Source organism: Streptomyces sp. NPDC039462 (genome assembly GCF_055639375.1).
This window is the reverse complement of record NZ_JBVKAO010000001.1, coordinates 2,527,751-2,543,789: the sequence shown is the minus strand read 5'-3', so window position 1 is coordinate 2,543,789 and position 16,039 is coordinate 2,527,751. Positions and strand designations below refer to the sequence as shown.

13 protein-coding genes and 1 pseudogene are annotated in these 16,039 nt (G+C 70.2%); 10 read left to right on the top strand and 4 right to left on the bottom strand.

Annotated elements, in window-relative coordinates:
- The 8 genes from ACZ7LU_RS10490 to ACZ7LU_RS10455 all read left to right on the top strand — a co-directional run bounded on the left by ACZ7LU_RS10490 (position 1) and on the right by ACZ7LU_RS10455 (position 11,822).
- Positions 1–4,143: a hypothetical protein gene (locus tag ACZ7LU_RS10490; protein ID WP_471916397.1), complete on the top strand. Its 4,143-nt coding sequence runs from the start codon at positions 1–3 to the stop codon at positions 4,141–4,143.
- Between the two features lie 29 nt (positions 4,144–4,172).
- Positions 4,173–5,039 (top strand): chymotrypsin family serine protease, encoded by an 867-nt coding sequence (locus tag ACZ7LU_RS10485; protein ID WP_471916396.1) that lies wholly within the window; start codon positions 4,173–4,175, stop codon positions 5,037–5,039.
- A 59-nt stretch (positions 5,040–5,098) separates the two neighbouring features.
- Entirely contained in the window at positions 5,099–5,443 is a 345-nt protein-coding gene (locus tag ACZ7LU_RS10480; RefSeq protein ID WP_471916395.1) for a hypothetical protein, read from the top strand.
- A 154-nt stretch (positions 5,444–5,597) separates the two neighbouring features.
- Positions 5,598–6,422 carry a TSUP family transporter gene (locus ACZ7LU_RS10475; RefSeq protein ID WP_471916394.1) on the top strand — a complete coding sequence of 275 codons (825 nt, stop codon included), beginning with the start codon at positions 5,598–5,600 and terminating at the stop codon, positions 6,420–6,422.
- Positions 6,423–6,539: 117 nt separating this feature from the next.
- On the top strand, positions 6,540–7,868 hold the full coding sequence (locus ACZ7LU_RS10470; RefSeq protein WP_471916529.1) for an NAD(P)-binding domain-containing protein: 1,329 nt from the start codon (positions 6,540–6,542) through the stop codon (positions 7,866–7,868).
- 55 nt (positions 7,869–7,923) lie between these two features.
- Complete coding sequence (locus tag ACZ7LU_RS10465) at positions 7,924–8,337, top strand: hypothetical protein (protein ID WP_471916393.1); 414 nt, start codon at positions 7,924–7,926, stop codon at positions 8,335–8,337.
- 167 nt (positions 8,338–8,504) lie between these two features.
- Entirely contained in the window at positions 8,505–10,688 is a 2,184-nt protein-coding gene (locus ACZ7LU_RS10460) for a hypothetical protein (RefSeq protein ID WP_471916392.1), read from the top strand.
- An 81-nt stretch (positions 10,689–10,769) separates the two neighbouring features.
- The gene (locus ACZ7LU_RS10455) at positions 10,770–11,822 is read left to right on the top strand and encodes a hypothetical protein (protein WP_471916391.1); all 1,053 of its coding nucleotides are present in this window, start codon (positions 10,770–10,772) and stop codon (positions 11,820–11,822) included.
- Positions 11,823–11,834: 12 nt separating this feature from the next.
- Here the strand turns inward: ACZ7LU_RS10455 and ACZ7LU_RS10450 are convergent, their stop codons facing one another.
- Positions 11,835–12,413, bottom strand: a complete 579-nt coding sequence (locus tag ACZ7LU_RS10450; RefSeq protein ID WP_471151962.1) for a TetR/AcrR family transcriptional regulator — start codon at positions 12,411–12,413, stop codon at positions 11,835–11,837.
- A gap of 99 nt (positions 12,414–12,512) precedes the next feature.
- Between ACZ7LU_RS10450 and ACZ7LU_RS10445 the strand changes: the two genes are divergently transcribed.
- Positions 12,513–12,899 (top strand): nuclear transport factor 2 family protein, encoded by a 387-nt coding sequence (locus tag ACZ7LU_RS10445; RefSeq protein ID WP_468315472.1) that lies wholly within the window; start codon positions 12,513–12,515, stop codon positions 12,897–12,899.
- Positions 12,900–12,919: 20 nt separating this feature from the next.
- On the opposite strand, the gene ACZ7LU_RS10440 is transcribed toward ACZ7LU_RS10445, so the two are convergent.
- Positions 12,920–13,480 carry an ArsR/SmtB family transcription factor gene (locus tag ACZ7LU_RS10440; RefSeq protein WP_471916528.1) on the bottom strand — a complete coding sequence of 187 codons (561 nt, stop codon included), beginning with the start codon at positions 13,478–13,480 and terminating at the stop codon, positions 12,920–12,922.
- A 386-nt stretch (positions 13,481–13,866) separates the two neighbouring features.
- Here ACZ7LU_RS10440 and ACZ7LU_RS10435 point away from each other — a divergent pair.
- Positions 13,867–14,560: pseudogene (locus ACZ7LU_RS10435) on the top strand (aldo/keto reductase).
- A gap of 77 nt (positions 14,561–14,637) precedes the next feature.
- Here ACZ7LU_RS10435 and ACZ7LU_RS10430 read toward each other — a convergent pair.
- Positions 14,638–14,943 carry a DUF1330 domain-containing protein gene (locus ACZ7LU_RS10430; RefSeq protein WP_468084922.1) on the bottom strand — a complete coding sequence of 102 codons (306 nt, stop codon included), beginning with the start codon at positions 14,941–14,943 and terminating at the stop codon, positions 14,638–14,640.
- A 168-nt stretch (positions 14,944–15,111) separates the two neighbouring features.
- Positions 15,112–15,951, bottom strand: coding sequence for a class I SAM-dependent methyltransferase (locus tag ACZ7LU_RS10425; protein WP_471916390.1), 840 nt, complete (start codon positions 15,949–15,951; stop codon positions 15,112–15,114).
- Positions 15,952–16,039: the final 88 nt, after the last annotated feature.

Sequence of the window (16,039 nt, the reverse complement as noted above, 5' to 3'; positions counted from 1 at the left end):
ATGGACAGCATCCGATGGACCGTACTGCCGGACGGCGTGGCCGACGCCGACACCGTTTGTGTGTCCGTGCTTGTCAGCCCCAGCCTGACCGGGATCGGCGCGCTCGGTCAGTCCGCCTACTTCGCGCGGTGGCCGGAGCGGCTCGCCGCTCTGCTGCCGGCGCTGTGGCTGCAATTCGACAGCCCGGCGGGCACGACCGTCACGACGTTCCGGCCGACCGGCCGCTACCCGGCCGCCGATCCCACCCTGTGGCGAGCCCTGTTCCGCGACGACACCTTCGTCCGCCCTCCGCCGCGACCGCCCACCACCCTCGCCGCCGACGAGCGGCGCACGCTGCGCTCATATCCGGGCAAGCTGGTGCACGACGAGGTCACCGGCCTGTACGAGGCGGTCGCGGTGGACACCACGCGGAGCAGGCTGCGGACCGAATGGGCCCGTGACGAGCGCTCACTGTGCGAGGAGCCGCCGACGGACCACCGCGGCTGGGAGCTCCCGGCGCTGTACCGGGTCATCGACATCATCCCGGACACGGTGCTCGAACTGGGACGCGACCTGAAGGGCGGGTACGAGATCCTGGAGAGCGCCCTGCGCCCGCGCGGTGTGCACGCGGTGGGCGACGACGGTCACCGGCCGCGGTACATGGACCGCACGAGCGAGGCGTACACCGGTGACAACAGGAGGATGCTGCCGCTGGCCGAAGCCGCCCGCTTCTACGACCGGGGGAAGGAGCCGGACGCCCCGGACCTCGCCGAGGAGCCGGCGCACCGGATCGACTTCCACGAAGCATGTGGGCTGCTGGGCGACTATCCGGAGCTGCAGCGGCGGTTCGGCCTAGTGCTCGACCTGAGCTTCGCGATGCCGGCCGGCGTGGCGGACGGCGCGAAGGTCCGTGTGCACTTCGACGACGGCCTCGCCGACGCGGCCACGCTGAACGCTCCGGGCAAGTGCCCGTGGACACAGATCCGGTTCACCCGGGGCAGTGTGTTCCAGGCGGCCGCCACGGACGGCGCGCCGCTCAGCGACCGCATGCTGAACCTCGGCGACCGCGAGGCCTGGCACCTCACGGAGCTCGACGTGGACGGCGCCGCGCTCAAGCACGTCGACTACGCCCGTTCGATCGACAGCCTGTGGAACAGCGACCTGCCGACGGACCCGGAATCGGTCGCCCACCTGGTGTCGGGCACCGGCACACCGGCGGCCCGCGGCGCCGGGATCACCCTGCTGCACACGGACCGCGACCGGCATCTCGCCGGACTCATCGGCGCCGACGTGAGCCGCCAGGCAGCCACCGGTGACGCGGTCCTGACCGCCATGGACCTGCTGCGCGGCTACCGCGTGGACATCGGCGTCGTGGATCCCGCCACCGGGCGGGTGGCACAGTGGCGTTCGCTGCTGCGGCGCAGGGGCCGCTACACCGTCCGCCGGCCGGGACAGCAGCCCGTCGAGATCCAGGTCCGCCCCGACGAGGGTTTGGTGCGTGCCAGCGCGGTCACCGTCGACGCGGCCGACGAACGCCAACTGTACGGACACCAGGCCGTGTTCGGCTGGGACGGCTGGAGTCTGGCGGCTCCGCGCCCCGGCCGCACCATCGGCCTGGACGACCAGCCGGAAGCGCCCGCCCCGCCGGTGTCGCCGGACGTGCCGCTGGACACCAAGTTCACCCCGGAGCCCGGCTCGCTGCCCGCGCTGCGCTTCGGCCGCACCTACCGCATGCGCGCCAGGGCCGTCGACCTGGCGGGCAACGGCTTGGACCACACGGCGAGCACTCCGGACGCCGTGCACTCGGACGCGATCACGTACGGCCGCTGGGAGCCGGTGCCCCAGCCCGTGGTGATGCCGCTCCTGCCGTTCAACGAAGGCGAGTCCACCGAGCGCCTGGTCATCCGCAGCACCGTCACCGACGACGGCCGGGCGATCTCCACCGACGAGTACGCCCTGCGGCGCTCGGACGTCCCCGACCACGACGCGCGCTCGGAGGTCGACGGTCTGGACCGGCGGTACAAGCCGGTCTCGGAGCGGCACGTGGCGCCCCCGAAGACCGCTCTGCAGATGGCCGAGGAACACGGCGTGTTCGACGCCGTCTTCGGCCCGGGCAAGCCCGCTCAGGTGCGTGAGGAGTACGTCGCCGTCGCGTCGCGCGAGTCCGGGTCCTTCCTGGACACCAAGGTGCGGGACCCCGAGTGGCCGTACCTGGAGCACGATCTGCTGCGTGCGGGCGAGATCCACATCGCCAAGCACGACGTGCACGACCCGTTGCCACTCACCCGGCTGCCCCTCCCCCGCCGCGGCGCCTGCCTGGAGCAGGGCGAGTTCGTGGTGCACAGCGCAGACCAGCTGATCCTGCCGTACCTGCCGGACGTGCTGGCCGAGGGCGTCATGCTGCGCGGTCTGCCCGGCGACACGGAGAACCGCAAGGTCCCGTTCCCCGGCCCGTGGCCGCAGGCCAAACCCTTCAGGATCCGTATCAACGAGGGTGACGGAGAACCCCGTTGGCGCGACGGTCTGGTCGAGCGCGTGCTCGACGTGTTCCTCACGAAGGGCGAGATCGCCACGGTCAGGCTGAGTTGCTACCTCGACGCGGACAAGCTGCCGCTGCTGCGGCAGTGGAACCTGCTGACCGCTTCGCCGTTCTGGGCGGACCTGTCCGACGCGGACAAGACCTTCGTCACGCGGGCGAGCGCCGACGGGGAGAACTGGATGCTGACGCCGTGGGTCGAACTGACCCTGGTGCACGCGGTGGAGAAGCCGGTGCGCCCGCCCAGGCTCGACGGACTGGCCTGCCACCGCACGGCCGAGCAGACCGCGGCGCAGCTGACGGGAACACTGACCGGCCATGCCGAGAGCAGCGGGCACGTCGAGCTGGACGCGCACTGGAGCGAGTGGCTGGACGACGTCACCCAGCCCGCGCCCACCCGGATCGCCGGGCACACCCACCTGGAGGACATCAAGCTGGCCTACGTGGCGGACGAGGAACACGTCGACCGCACCCACGAGTTCGGCGACACCAGGCACCGCGACGTCCGCTACACCCCGACGGCCGTCACCCGGTTCCGCGAGTACTTCCACCCCAGCATCACCGAGGACCGGGCCAACGTCACCCGCGTCGGGCCGACCGCCGCGCCCCTGGCCGTGCCCAGTTCGCGTCGCCCCGAGCCACCGGCGGTGGCCTATGTCGTGCCGACCTTCCGCTGGCAGCGGACCGTCGACGAGGCCCGTGACTCCGTCACCCGGCACCGCAGGACCGCGGGCCTCCGCGTCTATCTGAACCGGCCGTGGTTCTCCTCCGGGGACGACGAGATGCTGGCCGTGCTCCTCGACCCGGTCGGCACGGCCCTGCCGGACACCTTCGCCACCCGCTGGGGCGTGGACCCCGTCTGGGCCGACACGACGGTCCTGCCGAGCCCCGCGGCCGCCCACTTCCCGAACGCGGCGCAGCGCCTCACCGGCCTGCGCCTCGCGGAGTCGACCGACGCGGCGCCGGTCGCGGTCGACGCGGTGGCGTTCTCGCCGGCGTACCACTCGGAGCGGCGGCTCTGGTACGTCGACATCGACGTGGACTTCGCCGACGCGGCCGTCGCCGGGACGACGTACTTCCCGTACGTGCGGCTCGCGCTGGCCCGCTACCAGCCGTACTCGGTGGACCCGTTGCACCTCTCGAAGGTGGAGCGCGCCGAGTTCGCGCAGCTGGTCCCGCCACGGTCGGTCACCGGGCGCCGGGAGGGTGACCTGCTCGCCGTCCGGCTGAGCGGCCCCGTGACGTACAACGAACTCGGTGAGCTGAGCGGCACCGGGGCGGTGGCCGCGGGCGCGAGCCGCCGGGTCGTCGTGAGCGTGCAGAGCCGGGCGAGTCTGCAGTCGGACGAGATGGACTGGCGGCAGGTGGGCGCGCCGGTGGAGCTGACATGTCGTCCCGACGGCGGCGCGTTCGTCTGGAGCGGCGGAATCCCCGCGCCGACCGGTCAACCGCTGACCTCGTACCGGCTTCTCGTGCAGGAGTACGAGCTCTACCGCACCGACCAGGACACGGCCACGGACACCGTGCCGGTGAACGGCTCCGCGCTGCCCGCGGCCCGGCGACTGGTCCACGCCGACTACTTCGGCCTGACCGTCGGCCTGCTCGGGCGCGTCGACTTCGAGCTCTGATCAACTTCGCGCTCCTCGGGAGGAAGCCGATGACACGACGCTCCTTCGTCAGCTGCCTGATGGCACTGGTCCTGGCCCTGATGTGGTCCTCGCCGGCGTCCGGTGCCCCGGTGAGCAGGTTCAACGACCAGCAGCCGCATCGTGGCGGCGCGGAGATCCGCATGACCTACGGCGGCCGGACGGCCGCCTGTTCGTCGGGGTTCGCCGTGCGCAGGGTCGAGGACGGCAAGCGCGCCATGACCACGGCAGGACACTGCGCGCCGACCGGGACGGAGGCGACCTCGGGAGAGTTCCGGTTCGGCACGTTCGTCAGGTCGTTCTACGACGACGCGGTGGACGCCGCGCTGTTGAGCGGCACCCGGATCAAGCCGCAGGTGTACGCGCCGACCCTCTGGACGGACGGCGGTACGCCGGGCACACCCGTCGCCCGCCGCGTCCTCGGCAAGGTGGACGGGCCGGTGGTCGGCCAGAAGGTGTGCGTCAGCGGCAAGGTGACCAAGCTGGTCTGCGACATCGAGGTGTACCAGCTCACCGGCGGCGAGTCCTGCGGCGACGAGGCGCCCCGACGCGTGTGCACGCGAGGTCTGGTCCTCGCGGGGAAGGAAGGCGTGAACATCGTGCACGGGGGCGACTCCGGCGCGCCCGTCTTCGTGCCGATCGACACGGAGATCGACGGGCACAAGGTGTACGGCGCCATGCTCGTCGGCATGCTGGTCGGCGGCGGTCCGCGGCGCCAGGGAGGACCCGAGGACCTGGTGACGTTCCACACGGTGAAGCAGGTCGAGTGCGCCCTGAACGCGAGGGTGCTGACCACAGCAGAGGCAGAATCGGGCGACACGACGCCGCCACCTCCGCGGGGGGATTGCGCTGCCCCACTGCCACCGGAAACCCGGTAGCAGATGCCAGGTGCCGACGACTAACGTGAGCCGCCCGCAGTCTAGGCCGTGAGGTGCACATGGTCGCTCACACACCGGCCGAGCGCGTCCTGGCAAGCTCATTCACCTCCGACGACGGCGCGACCAGGTTCGACGTCACCGACCTGACGGTGGATCACCACCAGAACCGCAGCGTCACGTTGACCTACCGGCTCAGCGTCGAGCGCAAGGGTCACGCCGACGAGTGCTGGGTGTTCACACTGCCGTGGAGCGACAAATCCTTCGCGGACGTGTTCACCTCGGCCAACCCCGACCCTGAGCGCCTTCGCCAACTGGTCCAGCTGGTGCGCAGCCTCATGGCCGACTGGTGGGACCTCAAGAGGTCCAACCGCCACTTCGCGAAGATGGGACGCCGGTGCTGCTGATTCGTGCGTACGCACGGTAGGCGAGACTTCCTGGGTAGCCGAGCGTCCGCTGCGGCTCGCGGCACTGTGCGCGCGGAAAGGACGTGGGAGCCCCGCTCGTTTCGTCGCTTTCTCCACTGCCGGGCGGCGACATGATCGTTGAAGACTGCCGGTCATGACTTCGTCTCCGGCATCCGACCCGACCCGCCCCGCGAGCAAGACTCGCTCCATGCCCTTGGTGTTCGGCGCGGGCGCGGTCATCGGCGTGCTCGGCGGAATGATCGGCCTGGGCGGCGCGGAGTTCCGCCTGCCGCTGCTGATCGGCCTGTTCGGGTTCGCGGCACTCTCCGCGGCGATCCTGAACAAGGCGATGAGCCTGGTCGTCGTCCTGGTCGCGCTGCCCGCCCGCCTGGGGGCGGTGTCCGCTGCCGAGGTGGCAGGGCACTGGCCGGTGGCGGTCAACCTGCTGGCCGGGAGCCTGCTGGGCGCGTGGGCCGGGGCGGCCTGGGCCGTACGGATGCGCGGCTCCACCCTGTACAAGGTGCTGGCGGCGCTGATGGTGCTCATGGCGGCGGCGCTGCTGGTCACGCACATCGCCACGGTACAGACGCTCGCACTGCCGCTGTGGGCTCAGGTGTCGTGCGGTGTCGTGGCAGGTTTCGGCATCGGGGTGGTCGCCGCCATCATGGGCGTGGCCGGCGGTGAGCTGCTGATTCCGACGATCGTGCTGCTCTTCGCGGTGGACATCAAGACGGCGGGAAGCCTGTCGCTGCTGGTGTCGCTGCCGACCATGCTGGTCGCCTTCGCGCGCTACAGCCGCGACGGCAGCTTCGCGGTGCTGGGTGCCAATCTTCGCTTCGCCCTGGTCATGGCCGCGGGGTCGATCACCGGTGCGCTGCTGGGCGGGCTGCTGCTCGGCGTGTTCTCCGACCTCGTGCTCATCCCCGCACTAGCCCTGATCCTGCTCGTGTCCGCGGTGAAACTCGCCCGCCGCGCCTGAGCCACAGCTCCCCTAATTCGATACACGTCTATGTTGACGCCCGTCAAAGCAGGTGGCATCCTGGCGGCCCAGGTCATCGACAGATGTCGAAACAGAGGAGTCGCCGTGACTGCGCCGATCAACCACGTCACCACCACCGAGCTGCCCGTCGTGGTCGTCGGGGCCGGCCCGGTCGGCCTGGCCGCCGCCGCCCACCTCACCGAGCGCGGCCTCACGCCGCTGGTCCTCGAGGCCGGAGCGTCCGCGGGCGCCGCGGTGCGCGAGTGGGCGCATGTGCGGCTGTTCTCCACCTGGGGCGAGGTCACCGACCCGACCGCCGAGAAGCTGCTGGCCCCCACCGGCTGGACCAAGCCCGACGCGAACACCTACCCCTCCGGCGGTGACTGGGCCGAGCGGTACCTCAAGCCCCTCGCCGACGTCCTTGGAGAACGAGTCCGCTTCGGCGTCACCGTCACCGGCGTCTCCCGCACCGGCCGCGACCGCGTCGTCGACGCCGACCGCGAAACCCAGCCGTTCGTCGTGCACGTCACCACCGCCGAAGGCCGGGAGGAGCGCGTCTTCGCCCGCGCCGTCATCGACGCCTCCGGCACCTGGGCCACGCCGGGACCGGCCGGCGGCAGCGGCCTTCCCGCGCTCGGCGAGAAGGCGGCGAGCGACCGGATCACCTACCGCGTCCCCGACCTCAAGGACCCCGCCGTCCGCGCCCGGTACGCGGGCAAGCGCACCGCCGTCATCGGCTCCGGAGCCTCCGCCTTCACCGCCCTCGCCTCCCTCGCCGACCTCGCCACGTCCGACGACGGCGCGGGCACGAAGGGAGTGTGGATCCTGCGGCGGGGCATCTCGGGCGCCACCTTCGGCGGCGGCGAGGCCGACCAGCTCCCGGCACGCGGCGCCCTGGGCCTGGCGGCGAAGGCCGCCGTCGACGACGGTCACGCGGAGGCGGTCACCGGCTTCCGCACCGAGGAGATCGGGCGCGACGCCGACGGCCACCTGACCCTGGTCGGCGAGGACGGACGCCGCCTGACCGCGGTCGACGAGGTGATCGTGCTGACCGGCTTCCGCCCGGACCTGTCCTTCCTCGACGAGCTGCGCCTGGGCCTCGACGAGCGCCTCCAGGCACCGGTCGAGCTGGCGCCGCTGATCGACCCCAACCAGCACTCCTGCGGCACCGTCTACCCCCACGGCCACCGCGAGCTGTCCCACCCCGAAGCCGGCGTGTACCTGGTCGGGATGAAGTCCTACGGCCGCGCCCCCACGTTCCTCGCCATGACCGGTTACGAGCAGGTCCGCTCCGTCGCCGCCGCGATCGCCGGCGACCTCGACTCCGCCGACCGCGTCGAGCTCACCCTCCCCGAGACCGGAGTGTGCGGCGGCGCCGGCCTGTTCGACACCCCCGGCGCCCCCGACGCCCAGCAGGAAGACGCCGGCGGCTGCTGCGGCTCATGACGGGCGCGTGCGTGGTGTGCCGTCGAGACGTCGCAGGGCGGGGCAGACTGCGGGGATGAGCAGATACGCCGAGGTCATCGTCCTCGCTCGCGATGCCGAGGAGGTGATGGAGCCGCTGACCCGCCCGTCCGCCGACCGCGAGTGGTACCAGTGCTTCACCCGCGTCGACAATTCCGTCTTCGCGGGCGCCGACTCCAGCTCGCGAGAGTGTTACGCCTGGGTCGTCCAGTTCACCCGGCACAACTGGTACGGGCTGTTGCCTCACTTGGAGTCCCTGCCGTGGCCCGACCCGTACTCCGTCCAGGTTCTCGTCCGCGACGAAGAGGACGACTGCTTCGGGCTCTGGATGCTCCACGACGGCAAGCTCACCGAGGTCCCTCTCCCGCACACCTCCCGGCACTTCGCCCCCGGCATCAGCGTGACCGGGACGCTGAGCAGGACCGACCGGTACCGGGCCGACCCGGACTGAGCCGACCGGCGTCGACCGACCGGGGCCGAAGCGGGCCGCGCCCACCACCGACTCATCCTTCTGGTCCAACTGGCCCAACTTTGCCTGCCTGAAGCACGAAGCGCGGTGTATGGATCACCCCTGAGAAGAATGTCGCGTCAGTGCAACATGAGGGGGTGCGGTCGGTCATGTGTCGACGGAACGTGATCTGGCCCCGGGCAGGTTCACCGGAACGCCGGCGCTGGGCGGCCCTGTTGGTGGTGGTCGTCGCTGGTGTCGCGGCCCTGCTCGGCGCCGGATCGGGGATGGCGCCGGGGGCCGTCCGCGGCCCCTCGCCCACCCCGCCCGTCTACACCCAGTGGGGCCCTCCACTCACGAAGACGACCATTGACGGCGGCAAGTTCATCATCGACGCGAACGGCGTCCCGCACCGCATCGGTGACACGGGAGACAACACGTACACGATCGACGCCCTCGCCTTCATGAACGAGCAGTTGGAGAAGGCGGGGCTGGCCTACGACCGCAGGACCAGGACCGGTTTCGAGTACATCTACCAGGACGACAAGGAGGACGACGAGAAGAAGCTGCTGGTCCCCAAGGGGAGGATCGCCTCGGGCGCGCTCTCCGGAACGACCGCCGACATGCTGAAGCTCGCCTGGAGCAGCGGGCGGCTCGTCAGCGTGGACGTCGTCGACGCGACGGGCACTTCCCGCTCCTACATCGACCCCGTCAACATCGGGCACTACAGCAACACGGTCAACAAGAAGCTGCCCGGCAACGACAACCAGGCCGACAATGTGGTGTTCGTCGCGGAGAACAGAAGACAGGCCGAGATCCTCGCGAAGGCCTACCAGGGCAATCCCCATGTCCGGATCATCCACCCCGCCTCCCGGTACGACACCGGGGAATTCGAAGCCGGGACCGCCGCACTGAAGCAAGCGGCCGGCCACCTGTTCACCGCCCGGCCGTCGAACTGCCCCCCGACACCGGCGCACAGCGTGCCGCGCCCTGCCCCCGGCTCCGGCTCCGGCTCCGGCTCCGGCGTGCAGCGAGCCGCCTTCACAGCGGGCCGCACCGCAGACTGCGGCGAGCAGAGTTCGCCGAAGCCCGGCGGCCTCGCGCAGGGACTCGCGGCCGGCGCGCGGGACGCGGGCGGTATCGACTTCACCCGGCTCGAACTGCGCTACCTGGCCGACCCGGGCCCGGGCAACGGCCTGCGGTACGCCTTCCAGGCACCCGTCGAGGCATCCAGCAAGGGGAGTCCGCTCACGGGCCTCGCGAACGCGCGGAACGCTTCCGACTCCTTTTTCACTTGGCTGCAGCTGAACCCGTCGACGTTCTGGGTGAACCTCAGCCCCAACGAACCGGACCGGATCATCGACTCCCGGCTCGGCCGCACGGAGACGGGACGGGTGCTGCTGGAAGCAGACCTCATGCTCAAGAAGACGACCGGCAAGCTGATCCACCCGGACACGGAACGCGGCGCCGAGTACTGGCAGTCGCTGTCGGGCAAGTGCACGTCGTTCCGCACCTGGATCGTGCCTGCGCCCGCGACAGTGTACACCGAGGGCGACGAGCTGCACATCCTCAAGTCGCCGCTGGACGTCCAGATGGAGACGCAGTACCTCAAGCAGCACGACGGCTCGGGCAAGGCCACCTGTCCTCAGCAGTCCGCGCAGGTGCAGGAGCACAACGAGTCCCAGTTCCGGCGGATGATCCTGCCCCACGTGGTCAAGGCGGTGAACACCGCTCCGGAGTACGCCGAGCTGCGACGCGTGTACCTCAGCAGGATCGCCGCCGAGTGGTACCGGGAGCTGAGCCTGCGCAAGAGCACGACCTACGGGTCGATGATCGACGACGGTGATGTCGACGCGTACGTCACGCGAGAGAAGTGGAAGCCGAGGGACACCTTCGACGCGTACGTGCGCTCGTACACCAAAGGCGAGTTCAAGGTGACGCACCGCACCCGCAAGGACGATCGGGTGTACATGAAGACGTACATCTACGGCGGCGTCGACTTCACCGACGTACGACTCACCTCCCTGAGCGCCGACCGGGTGGAGTCTTCCTGGCCCGGGCTGACCCGAAGCGTCAGCCGGTCGCTCGACGAGCCCACGAGGGACAGGGGGAAGGGACAGGCCTGGCTCGGCGGAGGCGTCCCGGCGGAGGACAGCCACAGCGTCGAGGAAAAGAGCCGCGAAGGCAGGGGCGGTGGCACGTCAGAAGCCCTGGGGCTGTCTGTGCAGGAGGACGACGAGGGCTTCGTGGCCGTGGCGGGGCGGTGGCTCGGGGTGGCGGGCGTCTCGCTGTTCGGGGTGCTGGTGCTGAGGTTCCTGATCCGCCGGCGCCGCGCCAGGCGCATTTCCTCCTGATATTCCCCGGCGTCCGGCCCTTGCCGGGCTGGGGCTTCCGATGACTTCCAGCGATCTGCACGACGAACAGAAGGACGGCACATGTCAGTGGCTCAGGGCATCTTGGTGGCGATCGTGACGGCCCTGGTCGGAGTGCCCTTCATGGCAGTGCTCGCTGTGTGGGCGACAGGGGACACGGAAACCGGACCGGCTGGAGCCGATACCGAACGCGTCACGCTGGAGAAGGGCACGACGGACGAGAACAGCGGCTGGGACAGGGAGTCGACAGAGGGGTGCTGTGTGCTCCTCGTCGTCATCCTGGCCATCGTCCTGGTGGAAGTGGCAGTGGCCGACCCCGGCCCCAACAACGGCTACGTCTGGACGGTCACCGCCCTGTCCGTGGTGATGGTGGCGGCGGTACCGGTCGTGCGGTACTACAAGGGCGTACGCGGTCTGCCGCTGGCCCTCCACGTGTCGGGCGCGCTGACGCTGGCGGTGGGCTGCCTGACCCTCGGTGTGTTCATCACCGAGCCGCCGACCTACCGACTCGGGTTGGCCCTGCTCGCTGTCGTCGCAGCAGGTGTGGCGACCACTTCCGTCCTGGCGCTGGTCCTGGCCGAGGTGACGCTCACCGTGGTGCCGGTTGCTGTCGCCGTACTGGTGGCCGTATTCGGCGCCGTCGCACAGTCCGTCCACGACTCGGCCGAATACGCCATGCGCTACGGCCACCCGGTGCGCATGGCGTTGCCCACCAGGTGCGTGGGAAATGAGGGGATGACATGCGGGATCACGTGGAACAAGACGGAGCACGGACCCTCCCCCGCCTTTGAGTACGGCCAGGAAGTCACCGTCCACTTCAGCCCGGAGGGCCGGTCCCGCTACGGGCGCTACTACGCGCTCGGCGGCTTCTACAAGCCGGGCGACGCCAACGACCCGACCCTGGTCTCCCTTGACACCCGGGCCATCGACGACAACGCGTACGTGACCACCGGCTACGAAGCAGACTCCATGACGCCGTTGGGCCGGTTCCGGCTGCCATGGCCGGTGTGGGCGGCCCTGCCCCTCTTCCTGGTCCCGCTGGCGCTGCACCTGTTCCTCGTCAGGGACAGGGCGACGCATCCGCTGCGGCGGCGCCGGGCGCGCCGCGTCGATTAGCACCCGCAGAACTCAGGCCCGGGGCTCCACGAGAAGCCCCGCTACAAGGTCGCGGACGTACGCCTCGTCCGTATCGGGAATCGAGAAGACCACCCGGAAGTAGAGCGGCGCGACGATCCGGTCCAGGATCTGCTCCAGAGACGGGGGCGGAGGCGTGTCGCCGCGCTCCCGGGCCGCGTCGAGGACGGGACCGAAGCGCGCGCTGACCCTGCGCAGACACTCCCGCAGTCCCGCGTGCCGCTCGTCGATGTCGGGCGCGACCTCGGCACGGAAGAACGCGATGCCGCCGGGCCGGGAGAGCTCCGTCAAGGTCCAGGCCGCCTGATTCTCCAGGTCGGTGCGCAGATCGCCGACGAGCGGGGGCGCGCCGGCCTCACCGCGGTGCTCGGCGACGTCGGCCATCAGCGCGGCGAGCGTGCCCCAACGCCGGTAGAGCGTACTGGAGTTGACCCCCGCGCGCTTGGCCACAGCGGGGAGGGTCACCTGGTCGGCGCCGCGCTCGCCCACCAGCGCGACCACGGCGCTGTGCACGTCGGCGCGGACGCGGCTGCTGCGGCCGCCGGGCCGCTTCGTCGATGCGTCAGCGTTCACCCCTCCACTCTAAAGCAAAGACTTGTGCCTTAGCGGGCGGTGCGCCTACAGTCGCACTAAAGCAGAGATCACCGCTTTAGCGTTTTCGAAGGGAATGCCATGTCAACCAACGAAGCCGCCCTCGCCCTCGGGCGCACCTTCCACCGGGCCCTCGCCTCAGGCGACTGGGACGGCATCCGGGCCCTGCTGCACGACGACGCCACCTGGACCCTGCCCGGCGACAACACCATCTCCGGCACGGCGGAAGGCGCCGACGCCGTGGTGGAGCGCGCTCAGCGGATCGCCTCGTACGGTCTCAACTTCGAGCTGCTGCACGTCCTGGTCAGCAGGGAGAACATGGCGCTCTCGCTGCACAACACCGCGCAGCGGGAGGACGCCGTGCTGGACGAACACCTGACGACGGCCTGCCGGCTCCGCGATGGAAAGATCGCGAGCATCGAGACCTATCTCTCCGACGTGCCCGGGATGAACGCCTTCTTCGTCTGACGACCAGAGGGTGCGTGAGGTCAGGCGGAGGCGGCTTGGAGAAGGGATTCCGCTGCGGCGGTGCGGGCGTAGAGGACTGAGCGGCCGGCGCGGTGGGCGCTGACCAGGCCCGCGTTGCGGAGTGCGGTGAGGTATTGGGACACCCCTGCGGGGGAGAGTCCGGTGCGGTGGGCCAGCTGTGTGGTGGAGGCCGGGATCTCCAACTCGGACAGCAGCAGGGTCCGTGAGCGGCCGAGCACGGCGGAGAGCGTGTCGGTCCGGGCTACGGGGCGCTTCGCCCACAGTGAGCCGACACCGCGCGCCGGATAGGCGAGTTGGGGCGGGTCCGGCGGCGTCGTTCGGGTGCGCAACCCTGGTCCGGTGAAGACCGAGGGGATCAGCAGCAGTCCCGTGCCTGCCGTCGTGCGGGTCAGCGGCTGCTTTCGGTTGGACATCCGGAGCGCGTCGTCGTCCCAGCTCAACGACGTGTGCAGGTCGTTGAGGAGGTGACCGGTGCCGTGCTCGGCGGCCAGGCGGGCACGGTAAAGGATGTCTGCGTCCAGGACTGCCCGGATTCGTGCCCAGTAGGGGGCGAGTACCAGCTCCCAGTACTTTTCGAGCTCTTCTGCGAGTCTGGCCAGGAGGCCTTGAGGGTCGTTGCGCTGAGTTCACAGGGGCGGGGTTGAGGAAGTCGGGGACGTAGCCGCCGGTGGGCGGAACCAACTCGCGGAGCCAGCCCCGGTCCAGCCCCGCGGCCACCATGCGCGGGCGCACCTGGTCGACCCAGGGCCGGTGGATCGGATGTGCGGCTGCGGACGTCAGCAGTCGGAAGCTGGGTGCGACTTCCCACATCGGTGAGACGGCGAACCGTACCTGCGCCCGATCACTCGTAGAGAACGCCAGCTCCGCCACGATGAACGCTCCTCAGTGGATTCAGGCATGCGTGAATCAATGGCGGGCCAGCCTACCGTGCGTAGATCATCCCGCCATGACCTCACACACGGTCACCGCGGCGGCATCGGGCACCTGGAAGCTCGGCGACCTGACGGTCAACCGGATCGGTTTCGGCGCGATGCGCCTGACGCAGTACGGCGAGGCATTCGCGGCCGATGTCATCCCACGCGACCGCGACCAGGCGATCAGAGTGCTGCGCCGCGCGGTCGAACTCGGCGTGAACCACATCGACACCGCCGCGTTCTACTTCTCGTCGCTGCGCTGTGCCAACGAACTGATCAACCGGGCACTGGCCATCTACCCGGACGACCTCGTCATCGCCACGAAGGTCGGACCGGGCCGCGACCCTTCAGGCCAATGGCTGCCGCACGCCACGCCCGAGCAGCTGCGCGGCCAGGTCGAGGAGAACCTGCGCCGGCTCGGCCGCGACCACCTCGACGTGGTGAACCTGCATCGCGTTCGTGCCGTTCTACTCGATCGCCGGTACCGGACGCGATGGGGGCGCGACCACCGACCACAGCCCGGAGGTGCACGCCGTCGCCCGCGCCCACGGCGTGAGCGCAGCCCAGATCCGGCTGGCCTGGACACTCCACCAGGGCCCTCACGTCCTGGCCATCCCGGGCACCGGCGACCTCGACCACCTCGCCCAGAACGTCGCCGTCGGCTCCCTGCGCCTGTCGGCGGAAGAACTCACCGCCTTGGATCCCCGCCACCACGAGACGACATGAGCAGGACTCACGTGGCTTAGTGGCCCACGCGGGAGACTTTCACGACAGCGATGGCTGGGCCCGCCCCGCCCCGCCCGTCAGTCGATGCCGTCGACGATGCGGAAGTCGCGCTCGACGCCGGCGGGGAGCGCCACCAGCGCCTTCTGGTACGCCTCGCTCTCGTATGCCGCGACGGCCTGTTCAAAGCTGTCGAACTCGACCAGAACGACGCGTTGCGGGATTCCGGCCTCGTGGGCGACGACTCGACCGCCCCGGGACGGGATCCGGGAGATGGTACGCCCGCCCCCGGCCTGGACGGCCGGACCGGCCAGCTTGTCGTAGGCAGTCAGCGTCTCAGGGTCGGAAATGGCGGGGTAGACACTGACCCAGTAGCCCTTGGCCATGGAAACCTCCTGTGTTGGGCCGGACGCGTTATCCGCAGGCTAGGGCTTGATGTGGGGTCGGGGGAAAGATCAATCCGGGATGGACCCAGAACGCATCGTTATCAATTGACAGGGAGGGCTTGCGCCGCCTGGCGCTGACGACTTCGCACAGGGGCGCCCGGACAGGCCCTAGACCGCCGCGCGGAAGCGCAGGCTGGTGATGAGAGGCCGGTTGCTCCGAAGGACGGGCAGGGTCGCGGCCCGGGAGACCACGTGGCCCGTGAGGCCGCGGCCGACGGGGAGAGGGACGTCCCGGATCTCGGTGATGGCGGGGTGGACCGTTTGCAGGGTCCGGTGTCCGTCAGCGTCCATTCCCCAGGGCATCGGGGGGAGACGGTAGCCTCCCGGGCCCTTTCCGCCGGTCCGGCAGCGCGCGCTGAATCGGCGCGAGACGGTGTCGAAGACCATCGCGCCACCGGGGAAGGTTTCCGCGCAGGCGGCGATCAGTTGGTGTACCCGGGCAGCGTCCAGGTACATCAACAGCCCCTGGGCGGTCACCAGTACGCCTCGCGAGGGGTCCACGAGCTCCGTCCAGCAGCTGTCGGGGTCGCGGCTGATGTCGCAGGGGACGTGGCACTGGCGCCTGCCGTGCGGCAGTACGCGGGTGCGCAGCGCGAGCGGGTCGGCCAAGTCGACGGATAGCCACCGCACTTGACCGTTGTCGACCCGCCAGAACGTCGTCTCCAGGCCTTCGCCGAGTGCGATCACGGTGCCTTCGGGGTGGGTGGAGAGGAATGCGCGCACCACACCGTCGAACGCGAGGGCTCGCAGTGCGAGGGTCTGGGCCACCCAGGGCCGGGCGGGTCCGAGGCGTTGGCGGAAGGGGAAGTCCAACTCGCGTACCAGCCGGGCCGCTTGGGGGTCCGGCAGTACGGTGTCTTTCCGGACCGCCTCGGCCGCGCGGTGGTACAGGGTCCATAGCGCGGTTTCTGCGACTCCCGTGAAGTCTGTCGTGGCGGTGGACTGCATTGCGCACCTCTCCTCCTGGCCTGCTCGGCCCCCCACACAGGTGCCGACTTCGCCAGTTCAGTGCCCTGCTCAACGGTCCGTCCCCGAT